We start from the raw sequence: 15547 nt of genomic DNA on the forward strand, positions 1-15547 counted from the left end.
TTCAGGCGGAGCATTGGACAAGAGGCAACCGTGCAGAAGTCGTTGATCAATTTCCTAGCCATACTCTCCGTACTGGTTCCGTCGGCCGCGACAGCGGGTGGCGTCCCATCGAATGACGCCAACTTCCATTCGAAAATTGACCCGCCAAATGACTCGGTGGTTCTTGCTTTACCTTTAGACCCGTCATCCAAGCCGCCTGGCATCCCACTGACAGATCAAAAAGTGACCGCACATCAGCGTATCTGCACTTATGGAAAGCGATACTCCGTCATTGTCGCAGCGGACCAGATTTGTTTTGCGGCCGTCGAGCTTAAGCGTCTCAACAAGCGTGTGCGGGCGCCAGAGAACTAGCAGACATCCGCGATATTGACATCGCCCACATCCCACTTAATGGGCATTGTCAACATTGCTGATGGTCCACCATACCCTATCATCATCGCGATCTCCGCCGCGCGTTCATCGCTCGATCTGGTGACCGAGGCGCAGGCATGGGATTTCTCGCTGCGGGAGGTGGCGCGGCGGGCGGGCGTTTCGCACAATGCGCCCCATAATCATTTCGCAGAGAAGCGGGATCTGCTGGGGATCCTTGCGAACCGAAACCGCACGAGATCCCTATCAGGCACCCAAGGGAGAGGTAGTCACCGCTCCGGCGCATAGAGCGCAAACATCGCGCCCTGTGGGTCGAGACATTGCAAGCTCCAGCCGCCGCTCGGGACTTCGGTCGGGCCATTGAGGATCATTCCGCCGCCTATGCGGACGCGCTCCTTGGCGGTGTCGATCGAGGCCACGTTGAAATAGAAGATCCAGGAGGAGACGGGCATGTTGTCAGGCCTCGTCATCACGCCGCCGAAGTCCTCACCATCCAGTCCGAAGACCTTGTAATCGCCTGGCTCATCCGTGTCGGCGTTTCCGGTCTCTTCCCAGCCGAAGGCTCTCGAATAGAAATCGAAGGCGGCATCGCCATCGTCGGCGTAGAGTTCGTGCCAGCCGGTGAAGCCCGGTTTTCCCATGGCGGCAGCCGGTTGGGGCAGGCCTGGCATGCCCTTGAAGAGCGCGAAGGCCGCGCCCTGGGGATCGCCGACGATGGCGAAGCGGCCTATGCCGGGAATATCGGCGGCGGCGCGATGCACCACGCCGCCATCGGTGACGATATCGGCGGCAACAGTGTCGACGTCGTCCACGGCGATATAGCCGAGCCAGAGCGGCGGGATGCCCATGCTTCGCGCGCTCTGGGACAGGGCCATCGAGCCGCTGACGGGACGCCCGTCAACGGTGAACATGGTGTAGTGCACGCCCGCCACGCCGGCATCCTGCGCACCCCAGCCGATAATGTCGCGATAAAAGACCTCGGCGGCGTCCATGTCGGTCGTCATCAGCTCGTACCAGACAAACTTGCCATGCGTATGCGCCATTACCACTCTCCCCAGTGAGCGCCCGTCAGGAGAATGGTAGGGGGCAATCCGCCTACAGACAAGCCCGCAAAACCCAATCGTTTCAGGGCTATTGAGCTTTTTCTTATATCCGATGAAAGCCGCTAAGCTGACGATCAGCCCATTCGGCGATAGCGGACCATCATGAACTGGCGCCACGATCCCTCCGGCGTCATCACATGAGACGAAAAGGTCCTGTTGTCATCGTCCTCGAAGGAAAGATGTTCGCGGTAGCGCGCCGTCTGCCCCTCGTTTTCGAAATCGGGGCCTGACGTGTCGAGCAGCAGCGTGCGGCCATCGGCGTCCAGCGCACCCTCATAGACCCACATGTGGTTCATCATGCTGCCGATCCAGCTGCCGACATATTTTCCCTTTGCCGGATCATAGCCAAGCGTCAGCACGCTGGATGCATCCGCGCCGTCAGGCATCTTGCCGTGGCCTTCGGCCAGGAACCAGACGCCATGCAGTGAGCGCACGTTTTCCAGCCATCCGTGCTCGTCCGTGCCGACATCGCTGCCTTCGGCGAGCATTTTCCAATTGCCCACGAGTTTCTGCAGAAACGCATGTTCCTTGGTGAGTTCCGCTTTCATCGCAATTCCTCCTTGGCGATGTTTCCGTGCTGAACCCAGGCAATGTTATGATGCGACCTTTAGGGCCAGGCGGGTCGCGGAACCTGTCATTGCCTGTCTTTCGATATTATCGGCCTCCTCGTCGAGGGCCGCATCATCCGAAGCCATGACAGAGCTCCGATAGCGCTTGGGAGCGATTCCGACCGCCCGCTTGAACGCATTGCTGAAGGCGCTCTCCGAGGTATAGCCAAGGGACAGCGCCAAAGCGGACACCGGCATCTTTCCTTCGCGTAGCGCACGTCTGGCAAGATGCATGCGCCAGCCAAGCAGGTAACCGAGAGGGGCGACGCCCGCGGCCTGCCTGAACCGCAGGGCGAATGTCGTCCGGGACATGCCGGCGGCTTTCGCCAGTTCGCCAAGCGTCCAGGCTCGACCGGGGTCATTGTGCATGAAGCGCAGGGCCGGCGCAATGCGGCCATCGGCGATCGCGCGAAGCCAGCCCGCCTCGATCGCTTCGCCCGCCTCGACATAGGCGCGCAGGGCCTGGACGAACATCAGCTGCGCCAACTGGTTGCTGGCCAGTCCCGACCCGGGGCGCTCGGTGGCCATCTCGCGCATAAGCTGGTCGAGCAGCCAGCGCAGAACCGTTGCCTCGTCGGCCGAGGCGCGGATGTGGATGACGGGAGGCAGCACGTCGCGCAGCAAATCTCCTCCATCAGATTCCAGCGCGATGTGGCCGCCCAGATAGAAGAAATCGTCGCCGTCGCCATGGCGCGCCGTGCCGCCGCGCCGATCGGAAAAGACGGTGACGGCATCGACGGGCTCAACCGAGAGATCGCTCGCCAGCACGAAGGGATGCATGCCGTTCAAGAGGACGACGTCGCCGGCGCCCAGACTGATGGGCTCCATTCCATCGAGAACGAGCCAGCAGCGCCCCTTCGCAACAGCGCTGATCTTGATCCTGTCGGGCTTCGGGAAGCGCAGTGACCAGGCTCCGCCTGAGACAAAGCCGCCGGACAGGATGCAGCGTGCATTCAGGAGGGTGAGCGTATCGGAGAGAGGATCTGTAGCCATTCCGTACGATGACGCAATTAATCGGGACTTACAAGCATTCAGAATCCCGGCACCCCGCGCTACCCTGTTTCCAGACAGATAAGGAGTGACATCATGTCTATACCACAAGCGCCCGTCGGCTCGGGCTTCGGGGCCGCTTCGACGGCCGAGGACGTCATCCACGGTCAGGATCTTTCCGGAAAAGTCGCCATCGTTACCGGCGGTTATTCCGGCATCGGGCTGGAAGCTGCCCGCGTCTTTGCCGCCGCCGGCGCAAGGGTCATCATTCCCGCACGCGATCAGGAAAAGGCGCAAAAGGCGATTGCCCCGTTCCCCGGACTGTCGCTGGAGACGCTGGACCTTATGGACCCCGCATCGATAAACGGGTTTGCGGATCGATTTCTCACCACCGGCCAGCCCCTGCATCTTCTCGTGAACAACGCGGCCGTCATGGCAAACCCGCTCACCCGCGATGCGCGCGGCTATGAATCCCAGTTCTCCACCAATCATCTCGGCCATTTCCAGCTGACCGCACGGCTGTGGCCGGCTTTGTTGAAAGCGCAGGGCGCCCGGGTTGTGGCCGTCTCCTCGCGCGGGCATGTCTTTGCAGGCGTCGACTTCGAAGATCCGAACTTCGAGCATCGGGCCTACGATCCGCGCCTTGCCTATGGCCAATCGAAGACGGCCAATGCGCTTTTCGCGATCGCGCTCGATGCACGAGGCAAGGATCATGGCATCAGCGCCTTCTCCCTGCATCCCGGTGGCATCGTCACGACAGGTCTCATCCGTCACCTGTCGTCTGACCAGATCGGCGCCTCCGGCTATGTCGATGCGCAGGGCAGGCCCATCATCGATCCCGAGCGGAATATGAAGACCATCGAGCAGGGTGCGGCAACAACCGTCTGGTGCGCCACCAGCCGGCAACTCGATGGTCTTGGCGGGGTCTATTGCGAAAACTGCGATATTTCGAACGCCGTGCCGGCGGATTCGACCGAGCTGCTCGGCGTGCGACCCTGGGCAATGGACCCCGCATCTGCCAAACGGCTATGGGGCCTCAGCGAGCGGCTGACGGGTGTCTCCATCGGATAGGCACCTGACATGAAGGCCCGATCCTGAGTCATTCTAGAAAACTGCCATGCATTTGCCTTAATGGGCCTTCGCAAAGGCGTGGCAGTTTTTCAGCAAGCTCCAGGATTTCGGCGGGCGGCATTGTTCATGAAGTGTCTCTATTCACGACGTCATTTCAATCGGGCTCTTCTTTCATCGGCAATAGCTTCGGTGAGCGGGATGGCCGGCTTCCGTTCATTCGCCGTGGCGGCGGAAACCGGCAATCAGGGGAAGGTCGTACGCGGTCTGGGCCAGGGGATGCATGCGACGACGCAGACGTACAATAGCAGCGCCGCCTGGTCGTCGCTGGTCAGGACCGGCCATCGCAGCAAGTCCCGGGCCTTCAGCCGGTCGAAAGTCGTGATCCCAACCTTCATTCTGGAGAACAAGGCTCTTTCGGTGACCAGCCTGACAGCCGAGGGCGACTTATGCACGCTGAAGGTCGCCTCGACATCAGGCCTTGTCGAGGGACAGCAGATCGAGATGTCAGGAGCATCGCCGGCGGAATATAACGGGACTGCCTTTACCATCCATATCGTCGATGCCACCACGATCACCTACGCGACGCACAAAGGCCCCTCCTCCTCTCCTGCAACCGGGAAGATATCGGCACAGACGCGCGAGATCATGGAAGTGGACCTTCCGCACGCCTATCGGTTTCAGGTTGCCCTCGAAGTCCGCTACGTCGATGCGCTGACCGGCCTAACGACGCGTCGTCTTCCCTATCTCTTTTCGGGCGAAAGGACGGCGCTTTACAACGGTCCGGGAAGCAATCCGTCCGGTAGCATCGTTTCGGACTGGCTGGACCATCCCGAAATTCCGGCCGATGCCAAATTCGGCCTCTGGACCGTGACGGAGAACCAGCTCGGGCCAGCATCGCCTGCCGGGACGCTGCCGGTATCCTGGAATACCTGCAGCTTTATCAATCGCCATGAAGGGATTGTCGAAAACAGCCGCGGTCCCGATACCAACATTTCGTTCATCGACGTCGATGCGGCTGTATCACGAACGTCCGTGAACCCGTTCAATTCCGGCCAGGGTGGCGGCACGCAGGGCTTCTGGCCATGCCAGATGCTGATTGAATACGACCCGGGCGACAAGGCCGTCGCCATCTGGGGCGACAGCATCGGCGATGGCGTCGGAGAAGGCTCGATCGGCTCCGGAAGCCATGGCGACGCCATGGGGTCCAATCGCCGCAACAGGGGATATGTCGAGCGGGCAGTGGACGAAACGCTCGGCCTCAATATAGCGGCCAACCTGTCAAAGGGCGGCGACGGGTACAAATACCTGTCGCTGAGAGGAAACATCGGCAAGCGTCTCAATCTCCTGGCGCTTGCCAACCCTACCCACATCTGGTGGCAGATAGTCCATAACGACGTCTACCTCGACGATGCGCAGTTCCGCAGCGATGCCGCCAAGGTCTTTCAGCAAGTCAGGCCCATCCTTCCCGACGTGGTCCATGTGCATTCGCTGTGCACGCCGGATGCGAGTTCCAGCCTGCCTGTTTCCTCGCTCGCTGCGGAAGGGACGACCGTCACGGTGCGGATATCAGACACATCCGTGCTGATCGACGGGCAGGACGTCACGATGTCAGGCGTTTCGCCGAGGGATTATGCCGGCACGTTTCCGATCCGCATCATCGATCCCACCACGTTCACCTATTCGCTTGCCGAGATTCCATCCGCACCGCCTGCAGGGACTCGTATCGTCTGCAACGGTCAATTCACCACGGAGACACAGCAAACGGCCGGTCTTGCATTCGGGGACGCGACGTCGAGCCGCGGGCGGAAGAACGAAATCATCCGCACCAGGACTGCACCCTTCGACATCATGTCCCGGATATTCGATCCAAACCCGACGGCAGAGGGCGGCTATTCCGGCGCGTCAGCCTCCGAGACCAGTCGGTGGAAGGCGGACGGCACGCCGTGGCGCTACACATTCGACGGCACGCACCCCAACAGCCACGGCTACAGCTCCATCGCGGCATCCGTCCCAGACGACTTTATTCAATAGTTCGCGGCGACTGACAGCGACCTGATGATCAGGCTGCCGCCAGGATCAGTCGCTTAGCGCTTCGGGGCGACGAGGCAGAAGAAGGCACCCTGCGGGTCCATGGCCTGGATGATCCAGCTGTCGCCGGGAACCTCTGTCGGGCCGTTCAGGACCTTGCCGCCGCCGGCTTTGACGCGCTCGATCGCTGCGTCAATGCCCGAAACAACGAAGTAGTACCCCCAGGCCGACATCGGCATTTCGGCCGGTTTCGTCATCATGCCGCCGGTCTGCTGACCTTGGTGAGCAAAGATACGATAGACGCCCATCGGGCCCATATCGAAATCGCTGTCCTTCGTCCAGCCGAATACCTTGGAATAGAAGGCCAGGGCTTGCTCGCTGTTGCTGGTATAGAGTTCGTGCCAGCCGATGCGGCCCGGAGTGCCCATGGGTATTTCCGGCGGTGGATTATCCATCGGCGCCGGTGTCATGATGCAGATAACCGCGCCCTGAGGATCAGCGACGACGGCGAAACGGCCGACGCCCGGAATATCTTCGGGCGGACGGCGGATCGCACCGCCATTGGCCGCAAAATCCTTTGCCGATTGATCAACGTCATCAACGGCAACATAGCCGGTCCAGTTCGGCGGGATGCCCTGCCCTTCCAATTCGGCGGGAAAGTCCATCATGCCGGCTGCGCCGGTGCCGTTAGCCTCGAAGATGGTATAGCGCGGCATGCCTTCCACCTGCATGTCGCTCGTCTTCCAGCCGACTACGGACGTGTAGAATTTCTCGGCGGCGGCAGTATCGGGGGTCATCAATTCGCACCAAATGAATTTCCCATGAGCATCGGACATCATGTCCTCCCTTTTGAACGCGTTGGCTTGTGACGAGCTGGTTGGAAACCGGCATCAAGTCGTGTTCGCCGGCGGCTTATCAGGGAAAGCGCACTCCCCTGCGCGCTCAGCTTAGCATTGTCTTCCCGCATTCGCATGACGCCGGCTTAGTGATGACCGGTGGCGTCCTTCGGCACGTCATACTCATCATGGCGGCGGACGAAATTCATCGTCGAATCCTCATTCCGACCCTTGGGCGCAAGATCGAGGATCATCAGCGTACCGATCAGTTCCTCACCGCCGCGGGCGTAGCTGGAATAGGTGTGGAAGACATTCCCCGCCTCGTCCCTGTAGAAAGCGCTGAGCCCAGGAAGCTCGTCATTTCCTTGCGCTACGTCGATGGCCTCGAAATTGTAGAAGATCGATTTACCGGCCAGATCATCCTTGGTGAAGGAGACATGATAGTCGAAATTGAAGTTGTTGGCGAATGAAGAAACCCAGGGGAATTTCCACCCCATGCGCTTCTTGTAGGCCTCGATCTTTTCAAGCGGCGCCCTCGCGACGGCAACCAGCGTAACGTCGTGATGGTTGAGGTGCGGCAAGGAGCCGTCGAGATGGTCGGCAAGGAAAGAGCAGCCGACACAGCCTGCCTGCCATTCCGGCCCGAGCATGAAGTGATAGATCATCAGCTGGCTGCGGCCATCGAAGAGTTCGGAAAGCGACTTCTTTCCCGCGGGCGTATCGAAGACATAGTCCTTGTCAACCTTCACCCAGGGCAAGCCTAAGCGTTCGGCGTTAAGGCGGTCGCGCATATGCGTGGCTTCCTTCTCCTTGGCCAGCAATGCACGGCGGGCTTCCAGCCATTCTTCGCGTGAGACGATCTCATTCATCTTCTGCGCCCTCCTCCGGCGTCTTCGGATCTCCATATTTCCTTGACTAATTGTATTGATATCAATATTAATTGAGCATGTCAAACCCGATCGAGATTCCCTTTTCCACGACGCTCCTGGTACGCGACACCTGCCTCTGCCTGCATGTGCAGCGAGCGGCCCGCGCGCTCGCCCGACGCTTCGATACCGCACTGAAGCCCGTCGGGCTGACAAACGGCCAGTTCTCCCTGATGATGTCGCTGAACAGGCCGGAGCCGCCGCCGATGGGGCCGGTTGCAGCACTGCTCGCCATGGATCAGACGACGCTGACGGCAGCGCTGAAGCCGCTGGAACGTCGCGGCTGGGTATCGATCATACCCAATCCGAAAGACCGACGCGGCCGGCTGCTCAGCCTGACGGCCGAGGGCAAGGCCGTGCTGGCGGCCGCGGTGCCGATCTGGGAAAAGACGCATGCCGAGGTCGAAGCAAAGCTGCCGGATGGCGGCGCGAACATGCTGCGCCTCGATCTTATGGCATTGGCGTGAGGCAGTAGCCTGCGTGGAAAACACGCTATCTGCCACAATTTTTGCGCGCCTCTGGACTTCTAAAATTATTTGGGTTGTTCTTACCATATAACAACCTGAAGTCTGCTATGCAGACGCCATGATCTCTCGCGTCACGCTCCTATTTTGTCTGGCCGGTTGCCTGTTAGGTGCTGCCCTACTGACTAGGTCAGAGGGATCTTCTAATCGCCATTCAGATGCCGATATCGCCCTGCTCGCCTCGGATGCCCATGTCGTGATCGGCGATGTGCCCCTGATCGTACCATTCACAGCTTTGCCCGGTTTCGTGGAGCAACGACCAACTTTTTCATTGAATAAAAGCAGGGATCGTCAAGCGGGTAAAGAACGACTTGAGGCATTCCGACAAGCAGCAAGCGACGTGAACACAGCGCCAGCAATGGACAATTTGGAAATCAGAATCCGGACATATGGTTGGGATGACGCCGATGCGTCAATGCTGCGCGTCTGCTCCCGTCTGACGCGCCAATGGTCACGATCCATCTGCGATGATCCGTGGCATCCACTTCAGCAAACCCTACCGAATGGCAGTAGTACATTCTATCTCGCCGATGATCGAAAGCCGGACCTGTTTAAAGGATATTCTACAGTTGGAAGGGAAGACATGTCCGACCAGCTTCGCCAAATGCGCCTTGTCAAGGGAGCGGCATCGGTCGTGTGTGACAAGCAACCCAACTCTTCGAACAAGAGGTTCTGTACTGCGGCTGCCAATATCGAAGGGCATTTGATCGCGGTATGGTCTGTTTGGGACAGCGTCGGGGAAACGGCCGATCAGCAGGCCGAGCGTGAAGGGGCCGCAATCCGAGCATTTGTTCTCAACGGGCTTGGCGCGACCGAAAACTTTCCGGCCTTGCTGTCTGCTGTTTGCGGGCTGACGCAGCCTAACGCCCCCGAGGGTGTGCGTCCAAACCCTTGCTCGTAGTTGCTGCCACTATCCCGCAGATCAAATGCGCGGATCGCCTGAAAAATCGGCACGCGAAAAACCAATCCTGACACGGGGAAAATCGCAGATCGCCTGAACGCCGACGGATGAGAGGCGGATGCGCCAAGTCTGGCGTTCCACCGGTTCGCGGGCAGCAAAGGCCCGCGCCGTCAGGAGTGCGATATTTTTCCCATGCTCCGGATCGCGAACGGACTGATAGAATATCGCGTCCATGCCGGCCTCACGTGCGGCATCGGCGAGCGCTTGGCAGGCATGATAATCGGTCAGATCGGTCCATGCATTTCGGTCGCGATCGAGCGGCGGCAGGGTCAGGTCGATCGCGGCTTTCGAGGAAATGGATGCGGCAAAGGCGGTATATTCCGCGGCATTGGACGGAAGCGGCGTATCTGGGGAATCTGCGAAGAAAAGCAGCCGGTAGAAGGCCATTTCGGCGAGCGCCGTCTCGACCTTTTCGGAGGCATAGAAGACGCCGAGTGTGCGCCCTGCCCTGCGAAAACGCGATCCATGCGGATAGATCGCCCCATAGCGGAAGGGTGTCGCAAGGAGATAATCGAGACCTTCGCATTCCGGCGGCAGCGTCGGCTTGCTTTCGTCCAGCAGGTCTTCGAGCAGTTCCTGCTCCGCCAGCGTATCGACGAGTTTCAGCGTCGAGACCTGGTGCTGCGCCTCGACCAGCCGCCAATAATGGCCGGAGATCGCATGGGCCTCAGACGAGAGCGCGGCGGGCGTCCAGATAGGCAAGGACATCGGTCAATCCGGCGATGGTGGTGATCTTGTCGGCGGGTGCTGCTCCGAAGGCGCGGTTTGCGTTGCGTAGCCATTGCCGCGCCACGGTCTCGTCGCCCCCGACGATCGCATCGAGCGACCGGAAGAGCCGGACGAACAGGACCGCAAGTTCGAAAGACTTGCTGCCGCGCTCAAGGAGATAATCCTGCCGCTTCATCCGCGATATGCTCGCTTCCGACACGCCAAGCACGGCAGCCAACGAACGGGCGCTCAGCCCCAATCGTTCCGCCGCATTGGTGACAGCCTTGGTGATGACAGCCGCTTCCGGCGCCTGCCGGGCGGGGTCAGACACTGTAATTGCCATAGCCACATCCTTTCCATGGAAAGAATATAGCAAATATTTTTCACAAGAAAAGATAAGAAGCAGGATAATCGCTACTGCGTCGCTATAGATCGCCTATACTGCAGTTCGACCTTCAATCCTTCCGGACCGTAGACGAAGATCTGGCCGATATCAGTATCGGGAATCTCACGGAATTCGTAGGGAAAGCCGGTAGACTTGACACGCTCGATCGTCTTTTCGAAGTCGTAAGGGCCGAAGGCGCAATGATTGACCATGCCCTGGGGATAGCTGTCGTCCCGATCCACCACATCCAGATGAATTGAGGGCTGGCCTTCAAGGTAAAGCCAATGGCCGGGATTTTGAAATGGCGGCCTGTAGCCTCGCTTGGCCTGAACGACAGTTTCGAGAAAACCGATCATCCTCGTCGCATCACGGGTATGGATATTAACGTGATCCAGTTGCGGCATGGTCCCCTCCAGCTGCGGAAACGCTAAATATTAGCACCTGCAAAATAAAAGGGATAGCCGTACTCCTTTTAGCCGGCACTACTTCAGATGCGGCTATCACAATAGCCGATGCCCTCCTTCTTTTTCGGAAGGAGGGCATCGCATCCAGGAGATGTCGTGCAGAGCGTTAGGCGACGGTGACCGGAACTTCGGTCGAGGTGCGCATGGCGTGGCTGTAGGGGCAGACGATGTGAGCGGCAGCGGCGAGCTTTTCAGCCTGAGCCTTGTCCATGCCCGGAATGTTGACCGTCAGCGCCACTTCGATGCCGAAGCCGGTGCCATCTTCGCGCGGGCCGATGCCGACAGTTGCGGAAACCTTGGTATCTTCAGGAACCTTTACGCCTTCCTTGCCGGCTACGAATTTCAACGCGCCGAGGAAGCAGGCCGAATAACCGGCGGCGAAAAGCTGCTCGGGATTGGTGCCGGTTGCGCCATCGCCGCCGAGTTCCTTCGGAACGGTCAGCGTCACATCGAGAACACCGTTTTCAGATACGGCATGGCCTGCGCGGCCACCGGTTGCGGAAGCTTTGGTTGTGTAGAGGATAGGCATGTCAGGCTCCTTTTCGGTTGGGATGATTTTATTTATCGCAATAAATAATGTTGCGCAACATAATTTTGTCGTTTGCTTTTAAAAAATGAAACTGGAACAATCGCCACCGGGAACGACAGACAAAAATGACAGAAAAACAAGGGAACAGATGATATCGGAGGATGACAAGCGCCTGGAGCGGCAGCTCTGCTTTGCCGTCTATGCGACCGCGCACGCTTTTACGCGCGCCTATAAACCGCTTCTCGACAAGATAGGGCTGACCTATCCGCAATATCTGGTCATGCTGGTTTTATGGGAAAAAGGCTGCCTGCCGGTGAAGACGATCGGCGAACAGCTCGATCTCGATTCCGGCACCCTCTCGCCGCTCTTGAAGCGGCTGGAACAGAGCGGACTGATTACACGTCTGCGTGATCCGAAGGACGAGCGGCAGGTCATCGTCTCGCTAACCAAGACGGGTGTCGCGACGCGGACCGAGGTCGACAGCATCATGATGGCGATGGGCAATGCCGTCGGCTGCAGCATGGAAGACATGGCAAGCTTGCGCGACCGGCTGCATCTGCTGCGCGCGAACCTCGCATCCGTCGAATAGGAACGCGTAAGCTTCTTACTGCAGAACGACGATAGGCGCCTTTTCGGGCACACGGTCGTAGAGGTCGATGACGTCCTGATTGAGCAGGCGCACGCAGCCGGACGATACGGCCTTGCCGATCGAGCGCCAATCAGGATTGCCGTGCAGGCGATAGAGCGTGTCCTGATTGTTCTGGAAGATATAGAGCGCACGGGCACCCAGCGGGTTGGTGAGCCCAGGCTCCATGCCGCCATTCTTGATCGAATATTTTACCAGTTCCGGCTGGCGAGCAACCATCTCATCCGGCGGGTTCCAGCGCGGCCATTTTTTACGCCACTGGATCACGCCCTCGCCCTGCCAGGCAAAACCCTCGCGCCCGACGCCAATGCCGTAGCGCATGGCAGTCTGGCCACCCGGATCGATCACATAGAGATGACGGGACGGCGTATCGACGACGACGGTTCCCGCCGCATGGCCGGTCGAATTGGCGACGCGCTGGCGATAGAACTGGGGATCGATCTGCTGATAGGGCACGGGCGGAATGAGGAAGCCGTTGTCTTCCTCAGCCGCATAGATAACCGCCGGATCCGGCTGATCGCCGAGACCGGAACCGCCGAACAAACTGCCGCCAAAGCCGGAATTATCGTAGGGCCCAAAGCCGGGACGGTAGACAATGGACTGTGCCGCCGGATCGCTATTGGATGTCGATGCGCAGCCTGCAAGCGTTGAGACAGCGCCAAAACCGGCAAGGGCCAGGAAATTTCGTCGGGAGAGGGAGGACGGCAAGCTCATGATCGCATCGTTCCAGAGTGAGCACACAGGCATAAATTCGAACAGCAAGCCGAATCAGCTTCCCATTGAAGAACGCCGGGACTTAATCGGAACTTAATGACCAATGTCATCCGCGACTATTACGCATATGCAACATCACGAAAATTTGTGATGTCAACCCTATTCGACCAGGATTTCGCTTCGAACCGGTACACGATTGTAGAGATCGATCACATCCTGGTTGAGCATGCGCACGCAGCCGGACGACGTCGCCTTGCCGATCGACTGCCAGTCCGGGGTGCCGTGGACGCGGTAAAGCGTATCCTTGCCATTCTTGTAGATATACAGGGCGCGCGCGCCGAGCGGATTGGTAGGCCCGGGGTTCATCCCGCCTCTTTCGGCGGAAATCGGTTTGATCTCCGGCTCGCGGGCGACCATGTCGTCAGTCGGCGTCCAGCGCGGCCATTTCTGCTTCCACTGCACGACGCCCCTGCCCGACCATGCGTAGCCCTCGCGACCGAGGCCGACGCCATAGCGCATCGCCTTGCCGCCGGGCTCGACGAGGTAGAGGAAATAATCCCTGGTATCGACGACGATCGTGCCGGGCTTTTCGTTCGTCTGATAACTGACTTCCTGCCGCAGGAATTTCGGATCGATACGCGTATAGGGGATGGCCGGCAGCGAAAAATCGTCTTCGTTCATCTGCGCATACATCGCCTGATGCACAGGATTGGAGACCGGCAGACCATAAGTCTGATGGAACTGCGTGCGATAGAGATCGCGCACCTGCGGCACAGGCTGCACCGGCAGGCGACGGACCTTCTGCGGATCGATGCCCTCAGGACTATAGAAGACCGGCGCAGTCTCCATGGCGAAACGATCAGGATCGGTCGCGCCCGTGTCGGGAATGATGCTGCAGCCGGCAAGGATTCCCATGCAGGACAGGCCGGAAGCAAGCAGAAGGCGGCGAAGAAGAGACATGGAATCAGCCATCATCGAGAACGTTGAATACTCTACGGTCTTCCCAATCATGCCAATTCCGGCTGGCGCGAAGCTGGCGTCCAGTATGCCGGAATGCGCAAACTGTAGATATAATCTCCGGCGCGACCAAAGTTTTGTTTTCCCGCCGCCGCACGCGGGCTAAAAGACTTGGATACGGGAGGATAGCATGAAGGCTGAGGAAATCGATGCAAACGCTTTTGGCCCGGTGAGCCGGCAAGACTGGCTTAAAGTGGTCGAGCGGGCGCTGAAGGGCGCGGATTTCGCCCAGACGCTGGTTTCTGCGAGCGACGACGGCATCGCTATCGAGCCGCTTTATCAGCGCCGCCAGAATGCCACGCCCCAGCATCGCCGGCGTCCGCTCTCGCCGTGGGTCGTCTCCCAGCGCATGGACGACCCTGATCTGCAGCGCGCTTTTGTGCAGCTCGACAATGATCTCGCCAATGGCGCAACCGGCGTCAGCCTTGTCTTTCCCGCCTGTGCGGCATCCTATGGGTTGGGCCTTGATGGCGACCTGGAGATCGACGGCCTGACAGCCCGGCTCGCGACGGCACTTTCGGGCCGCTCGCTCGCCCTGCGGCTCGAGGGCGCCTCGCCGATGACAGCACTGTCGCTGGCCGACGCTCTTTCCGCCAACACGGTCGAGATGCATTTCGGCCTCGGCGTTACCGCCATGGAACCGGCTGCAGCGACGGTTGAACTCTTCCGCCGCATCCGGGCAAACGGCACGTCTTCAACCGTTCTCAAAGCCGATGGCCGGTCCGTGCACAATGCCGGCGGCACGGAGGCCCAGGAACTGGCCGTCATGGCTGCCGCGCTGATCTATCATCTGCGGCGGATGGAGACGTCAGGTATCGGTGCGGACGAGGTGCTTTCCGCGGTCGGCCTTTGTCTTGCGGCCGATCAGGATCAGTTCATGACGATAGCCAAGGCACGCGCGGCGCGGCTGATCTTCGCGCGTATCGCGGAGGCCTGTGGCGTCAGCACCGCTCCTTCCGCGTACCTCTTCATGGAAACAAGCTACCGTATGCTCACCCGGCTCGACCCGGAGACCAATCTCCTGCGCAATACCATCGCCGTGTTTGCAGCAGGTGTCGGCGGGGCCGACGAGATATCTGTCCTGCCGCATACGCTTGTCCGCGGCATCCCCGATCCGCTGGCCCGCCGGCTCGCCCGCAATACGCAGACCATCCTGATTGCCGAAAGCCATCTCGACCACGTCAGCGATCCGGCAGCCGGCGCCGGCGGGATAGAGGCGCTGACGGAGGCGCTTGCCGAAAAGGCATGGGAAATTTTCACCGGTATCGAGCGCGATGGCGGCCTTGGTGCCGTCATGGCCAGCGGGCGACTGGCATCGAGGATTGCCGAAACACGGGCAAACCGTCCGGCGAGACAGATCGTGGGCACGAACCTCTTTCCCGCCAAGACCGAGCGGCCGGTTTCAGTGCTGGGGCCGCTTCGGGCTATCGAGGCCGGGATGGGGTTGAGGCCGGTGCGGCTGGATGAAGAGGGGAGCAACTAACATGATGTCGAGTGAACACCCCCCTCTGCCCTACCGGGTATCTCCCCCACAAGGAGGGAGATCGGGCTTGGCTGGCCGCCTGCTCTTCTTGAGAAATCAAATTGATGTCGAACTGCAGCCGCAGATAACGAATCTCCCCCCTTGTGGGGGAGATGTCACGGCAGTGACAGAGGGGGCCTCTTGCT

General features: G+C 59.7%; 17 protein-coding genes and 1 pseudogene. 7 read left to right on the forward strand and 11 right to left on the reverse strand.

The window, feature by feature from the left end; genetic code table 11:
* Window positions 1-422 precede the first annotated feature (422 nt).
* Window positions 423-579 (forward strand): annotated as a pseudogene (locus tag EV561_RS03800) (TetR family transcriptional regulator); the annotation flags it as partial.
* Between the two features lie 59 nt (window positions 580-638).
* On the opposite strand, the gene EV561_RS03805 reads toward EV561_RS03800, so the two are convergent.
* The 3 genes from EV561_RS03805 to EV561_RS03815 form a co-directional block, all read right to left on the reverse strand.
* Window positions 639-1412, reverse strand: a complete 774-nt coding sequence (locus tag EV561_RS03805) for a VOC family protein (RefSeq protein ID WP_132517729.1) — start codon at window positions 1410-1412, stop codon at window positions 639-641.
* 134 nt (window positions 1413-1546) lie between these two features.
* Window positions 1547-2020: a DUF1579 domain-containing protein gene (locus tag EV561_RS03810; protein ID WP_132517731.1), complete on the reverse strand. Its 474-nt coding sequence runs from the start codon at window positions 2018-2020 to the stop codon at window positions 1547-1549.
* A 45-nt stretch (window positions 2021-2065) separates the two neighbouring features.
* Entirely contained in the window at window positions 2066-3073 is a 1008-nt protein-coding gene (locus tag EV561_RS03815) for an AraC family transcriptional regulator (RefSeq protein WP_132517733.1), read from the reverse strand.
* 93 nt (window positions 3074-3166) lie between these two features.
* On the opposite strand from EV561_RS03815, the gene EV561_RS03820 reads away from it, so the two are divergent.
* Both EV561_RS03820 and EV561_RS03825 read left to right on the forward strand, forming a co-directional pair.
* Window positions 3167-4141 carry an oxidoreductase gene (locus EV561_RS03820; RefSeq protein WP_132517735.1) on the forward strand — a complete coding sequence of 325 codons (975 nt, stop codon included), beginning with the start codon at window positions 3167-3169 and terminating at the stop codon, window positions 4139-4141.
* A 198-nt stretch (window positions 4142-4339) separates the two neighbouring features.
* Complete coding sequence (locus tag EV561_RS03825) at window positions 4340-6172, forward strand: SGNH/GDSL hydrolase family protein (RefSeq protein WP_132517737.1); 1833 nt, start codon at window positions 4340-4342, stop codon at window positions 6170-6172.
* Window positions 6173-6225: 53 nt separating this feature from the next.
* On the opposite strand, the gene EV561_RS03830 is transcribed toward EV561_RS03825, so the two are convergent.
* The gene (locus tag EV561_RS03830; protein WP_132517739.1) at window positions 6226-7005 is read right to left on the reverse strand and encodes a VOC family protein; all 780 of its coding nucleotides are present in this window, start codon (window positions 7003-7005) and stop codon (window positions 6226-6228) included.
* 146 nt (window positions 7006-7151) lie between these two features.
* Entirely contained in the window at window positions 7152-7874 is a 723-nt protein-coding gene (locus EV561_RS03835; protein WP_132517741.1) for a thioredoxin family protein, read from the reverse strand.
* Between the two features lie 77 nt (window positions 7875-7951).
* On the opposite strand from EV561_RS03835, the gene EV561_RS03840 reads away from it, so the two are divergent.
* On the forward strand, window positions 7952-8398 hold the full coding sequence (locus tag EV561_RS03840; protein WP_132518093.1) for a MarR family transcriptional regulator: 447 nt from the start codon (window positions 7952-7954) through the stop codon (window positions 8396-8398).
* Between the two features lie 118 nt (window positions 8399-8516).
* Window positions 8517-9356 (forward strand): hypothetical protein, encoded by an 840-nt coding sequence (locus EV561_RS03845; RefSeq protein ID WP_132517743.1) that lies wholly within the window; start codon window positions 8517-8519, stop codon window positions 9354-9356.
* Between the two features lie 21 nt (window positions 9357-9377).
* Here EV561_RS03845 and EV561_RS03850 read toward each other — a convergent pair whose 3' ends face one another.
* From EV561_RS03850 to EV561_RS03865, 4 genes are all read right to left on the reverse strand, one after another.
* Window positions 9378-10124 (reverse strand): RES family NAD+ phosphorylase, encoded by a 747-nt coding sequence (locus EV561_RS03850; RefSeq protein WP_132517745.1) that lies wholly within the window; start codon window positions 10122-10124, stop codon window positions 9378-9380.
* Window positions 10084-10467 (reverse strand): antitoxin Xre/MbcA/ParS toxin-binding domain-containing protein, encoded by a 384-nt coding sequence (locus EV561_RS03855; protein ID WP_132517747.1) that lies wholly within the window; start codon window positions 10465-10467, stop codon window positions 10084-10086. The genes EV561_RS03850 and EV561_RS03855 overlap by 41 nt, the downstream gene beginning before the upstream one ends.
* A 71-nt stretch (window positions 10468-10538) precedes the next feature.
* Complete coding sequence (locus tag EV561_RS03860; protein WP_132517749.1) at window positions 10539-10913, reverse strand: VOC family protein; 375 nt, start codon at window positions 10911-10913, stop codon at window positions 10539-10541.
* 166 nt (window positions 10914-11079) lie between these two features.
* On the reverse strand, window positions 11080-11502 hold the full coding sequence (locus tag EV561_RS03865; protein WP_132517751.1) for an organic hydroperoxide resistance protein: 423 nt from the start codon (window positions 11500-11502) through the stop codon (window positions 11080-11082).
* Window positions 11503-11650: 148 nt separating this feature from the next.
* Between EV561_RS03865 and EV561_RS03870 the strand changes: the two genes are divergently transcribed.
* On the forward strand, window positions 11651-12091 hold the full coding sequence (locus EV561_RS03870) for a MarR family transcriptional regulator (protein WP_132517753.1): 441 nt from the start codon (window positions 11651-11653) through the stop codon (window positions 12089-12091).
* A 15-nt stretch (window positions 12092-12106) separates the two neighbouring features.
* Here the strand turns inward: EV561_RS03870 and EV561_RS03875 are convergent, their stop codons facing one another.
* Both EV561_RS03875 and EV561_RS03880 read right to left on the reverse strand, forming a co-directional pair.
* Window positions 12107-12862, reverse strand: a complete 756-nt coding sequence (locus EV561_RS03875) for a L,D-transpeptidase family protein (protein ID WP_132517755.1) — start codon at window positions 12860-12862, stop codon at window positions 12107-12109.
* 159 nt (window positions 12863-13021) lie between these two features.
* Entirely contained in the window at window positions 13022-13822 is an 801-nt protein-coding gene (locus EV561_RS03880) for a L,D-transpeptidase (RefSeq protein WP_132517757.1), read from the reverse strand.
* Window positions 13823-14009: 187 nt separating this feature from the next.
* Between EV561_RS03880 and EV561_RS03885 the strand changes: the two genes are divergently transcribed.
* Window positions 14010-15362, forward strand: coding sequence for a methylmalonyl-CoA mutase family protein (locus EV561_RS03885; RefSeq protein ID WP_132517759.1), 1353 nt, complete (start codon window positions 14010-14012; stop codon window positions 15360-15362).
* Window positions 15363-15547 lie beyond the last annotated feature (185 nt).

Origin of the sequence: Rhizobium sp. BK376 (assembly GCF_004341625.1) — a bacterium.
Taxonomy (GTDB): domain Bacteria; phylum Pseudomonadota; class Alphaproteobacteria; order Rhizobiales; family Rhizobiaceae; genus Rhizobium.

What these genes read in the sequence shown, in the direction of transcription:
- EV561_RS03835 (WP_132517741.1), bottom strand. Translation starts at nt 7,874, where the DNA reads ATGAATGAGATCGTCTCACGCGAAGAATGGCTGGAAGCCCGCCGTGCA.
- EV561_RS03815 (WP_132517733.1), bottom strand. Translation starts at nt 3,073, where the DNA reads ATGGCTACAGATCCTCTCTCCGATACGCTCACCCTCCTGAATGCACGC.
- EV561_RS03825 (WP_132517737.1), top strand. Translation starts at nt 4,340, where the DNA reads ATGGCCGGCTTCCGTTCATTCGCCGTGGCGGCGGAAACCGGCAATCAG.
- EV561_RS03805 (WP_132517729.1), bottom strand. Translation starts at nt 1,412, where the DNA reads ATGGCGCATACGCATGGCAAGTTTGTCTGGTACGAGCTGATGACGACC.
- EV561_RS03865 (WP_132517751.1), bottom strand. Translation starts at nt 11,502, where the DNA reads ATGCCTATCCTCTACACAACCAAAGCTTCCGCAACCGGTGGCCGCGCA.
- EV561_RS03875 (WP_132517755.1), bottom strand. Translation starts at nt 12,862, where the DNA reads ATGAGCTTGCCGTCCTCCCTCTCCCGACGAAATTTCCTGGCCCTTGCC.
- EV561_RS03885 (WP_132517759.1), top strand. Translation starts at nt 14,010, where the DNA reads ATGAAGGCTGAGGAAATCGATGCAAACGCTTTTGGCCCGGTGAGCCGG.
- EV561_RS03810 (WP_132517731.1), bottom strand. Translation starts at nt 2,020, where the DNA reads ATGAAAGCGGAACTCACCAAGGAACATGCGTTTCTGCAGAAACTCGTG.
- EV561_RS03820 (WP_132517735.1), top strand. Translation starts at nt 3,167, where the DNA reads ATGTCTATACCACAAGCGCCCGTCGGCTCGGGCTTCGGGGCCGCTTCG.
- EV561_RS03860 (WP_132517749.1), bottom strand. Translation starts at nt 10,913, where the DNA reads ATGCCGCAACTGGATCACGTTAATATCCATACCCGTGATGCGACGAGG.
- EV561_RS03870 (WP_132517753.1), top strand. Translation starts at nt 11,651, where the DNA reads ATGATATCGGAGGATGACAAGCGCCTGGAGCGGCAGCTCTGCTTTGCC.
- EV561_RS03880 (WP_132517757.1), bottom strand. Translation starts at nt 13,822, where the DNA reads ATGTCTCTTCTTCGCCGCCTTCTGCTTGCTTCCGGCCTGTCCTGCATG.
- EV561_RS03845 (WP_132517743.1), top strand. Translation starts at nt 8,517, where the DNA reads ATGATCTCTCGCGTCACGCTCCTATTTTGTCTGGCCGGTTGCCTGTTA.
- EV561_RS03855 (WP_132517747.1), bottom strand. Translation starts at nt 10,467, where the DNA reads ATGGCAATTACAGTGTCTGACCCCGCCCGGCAGGCGCCGGAAGCGGCT.
- EV561_RS03840 (WP_132518093.1), top strand. Translation starts at nt 7,952, where the DNA reads ATGTCAAACCCGATCGAGATTCCCTTTTCCACGACGCTCCTGGTACGC.
- EV561_RS03850 (WP_132517745.1), bottom strand. Translation starts at nt 10,124, where the DNA reads ATGTCCTTGCCTATCTGGACGCCCGCCGCGCTCTCGTCTGAGGCCCAT.
- EV561_RS03830 (WP_132517739.1), bottom strand. Translation starts at nt 7,005, where the DNA reads ATGTCCGATGCTCATGGGAAATTCATTTGGTGCGAATTGATGACCCCC.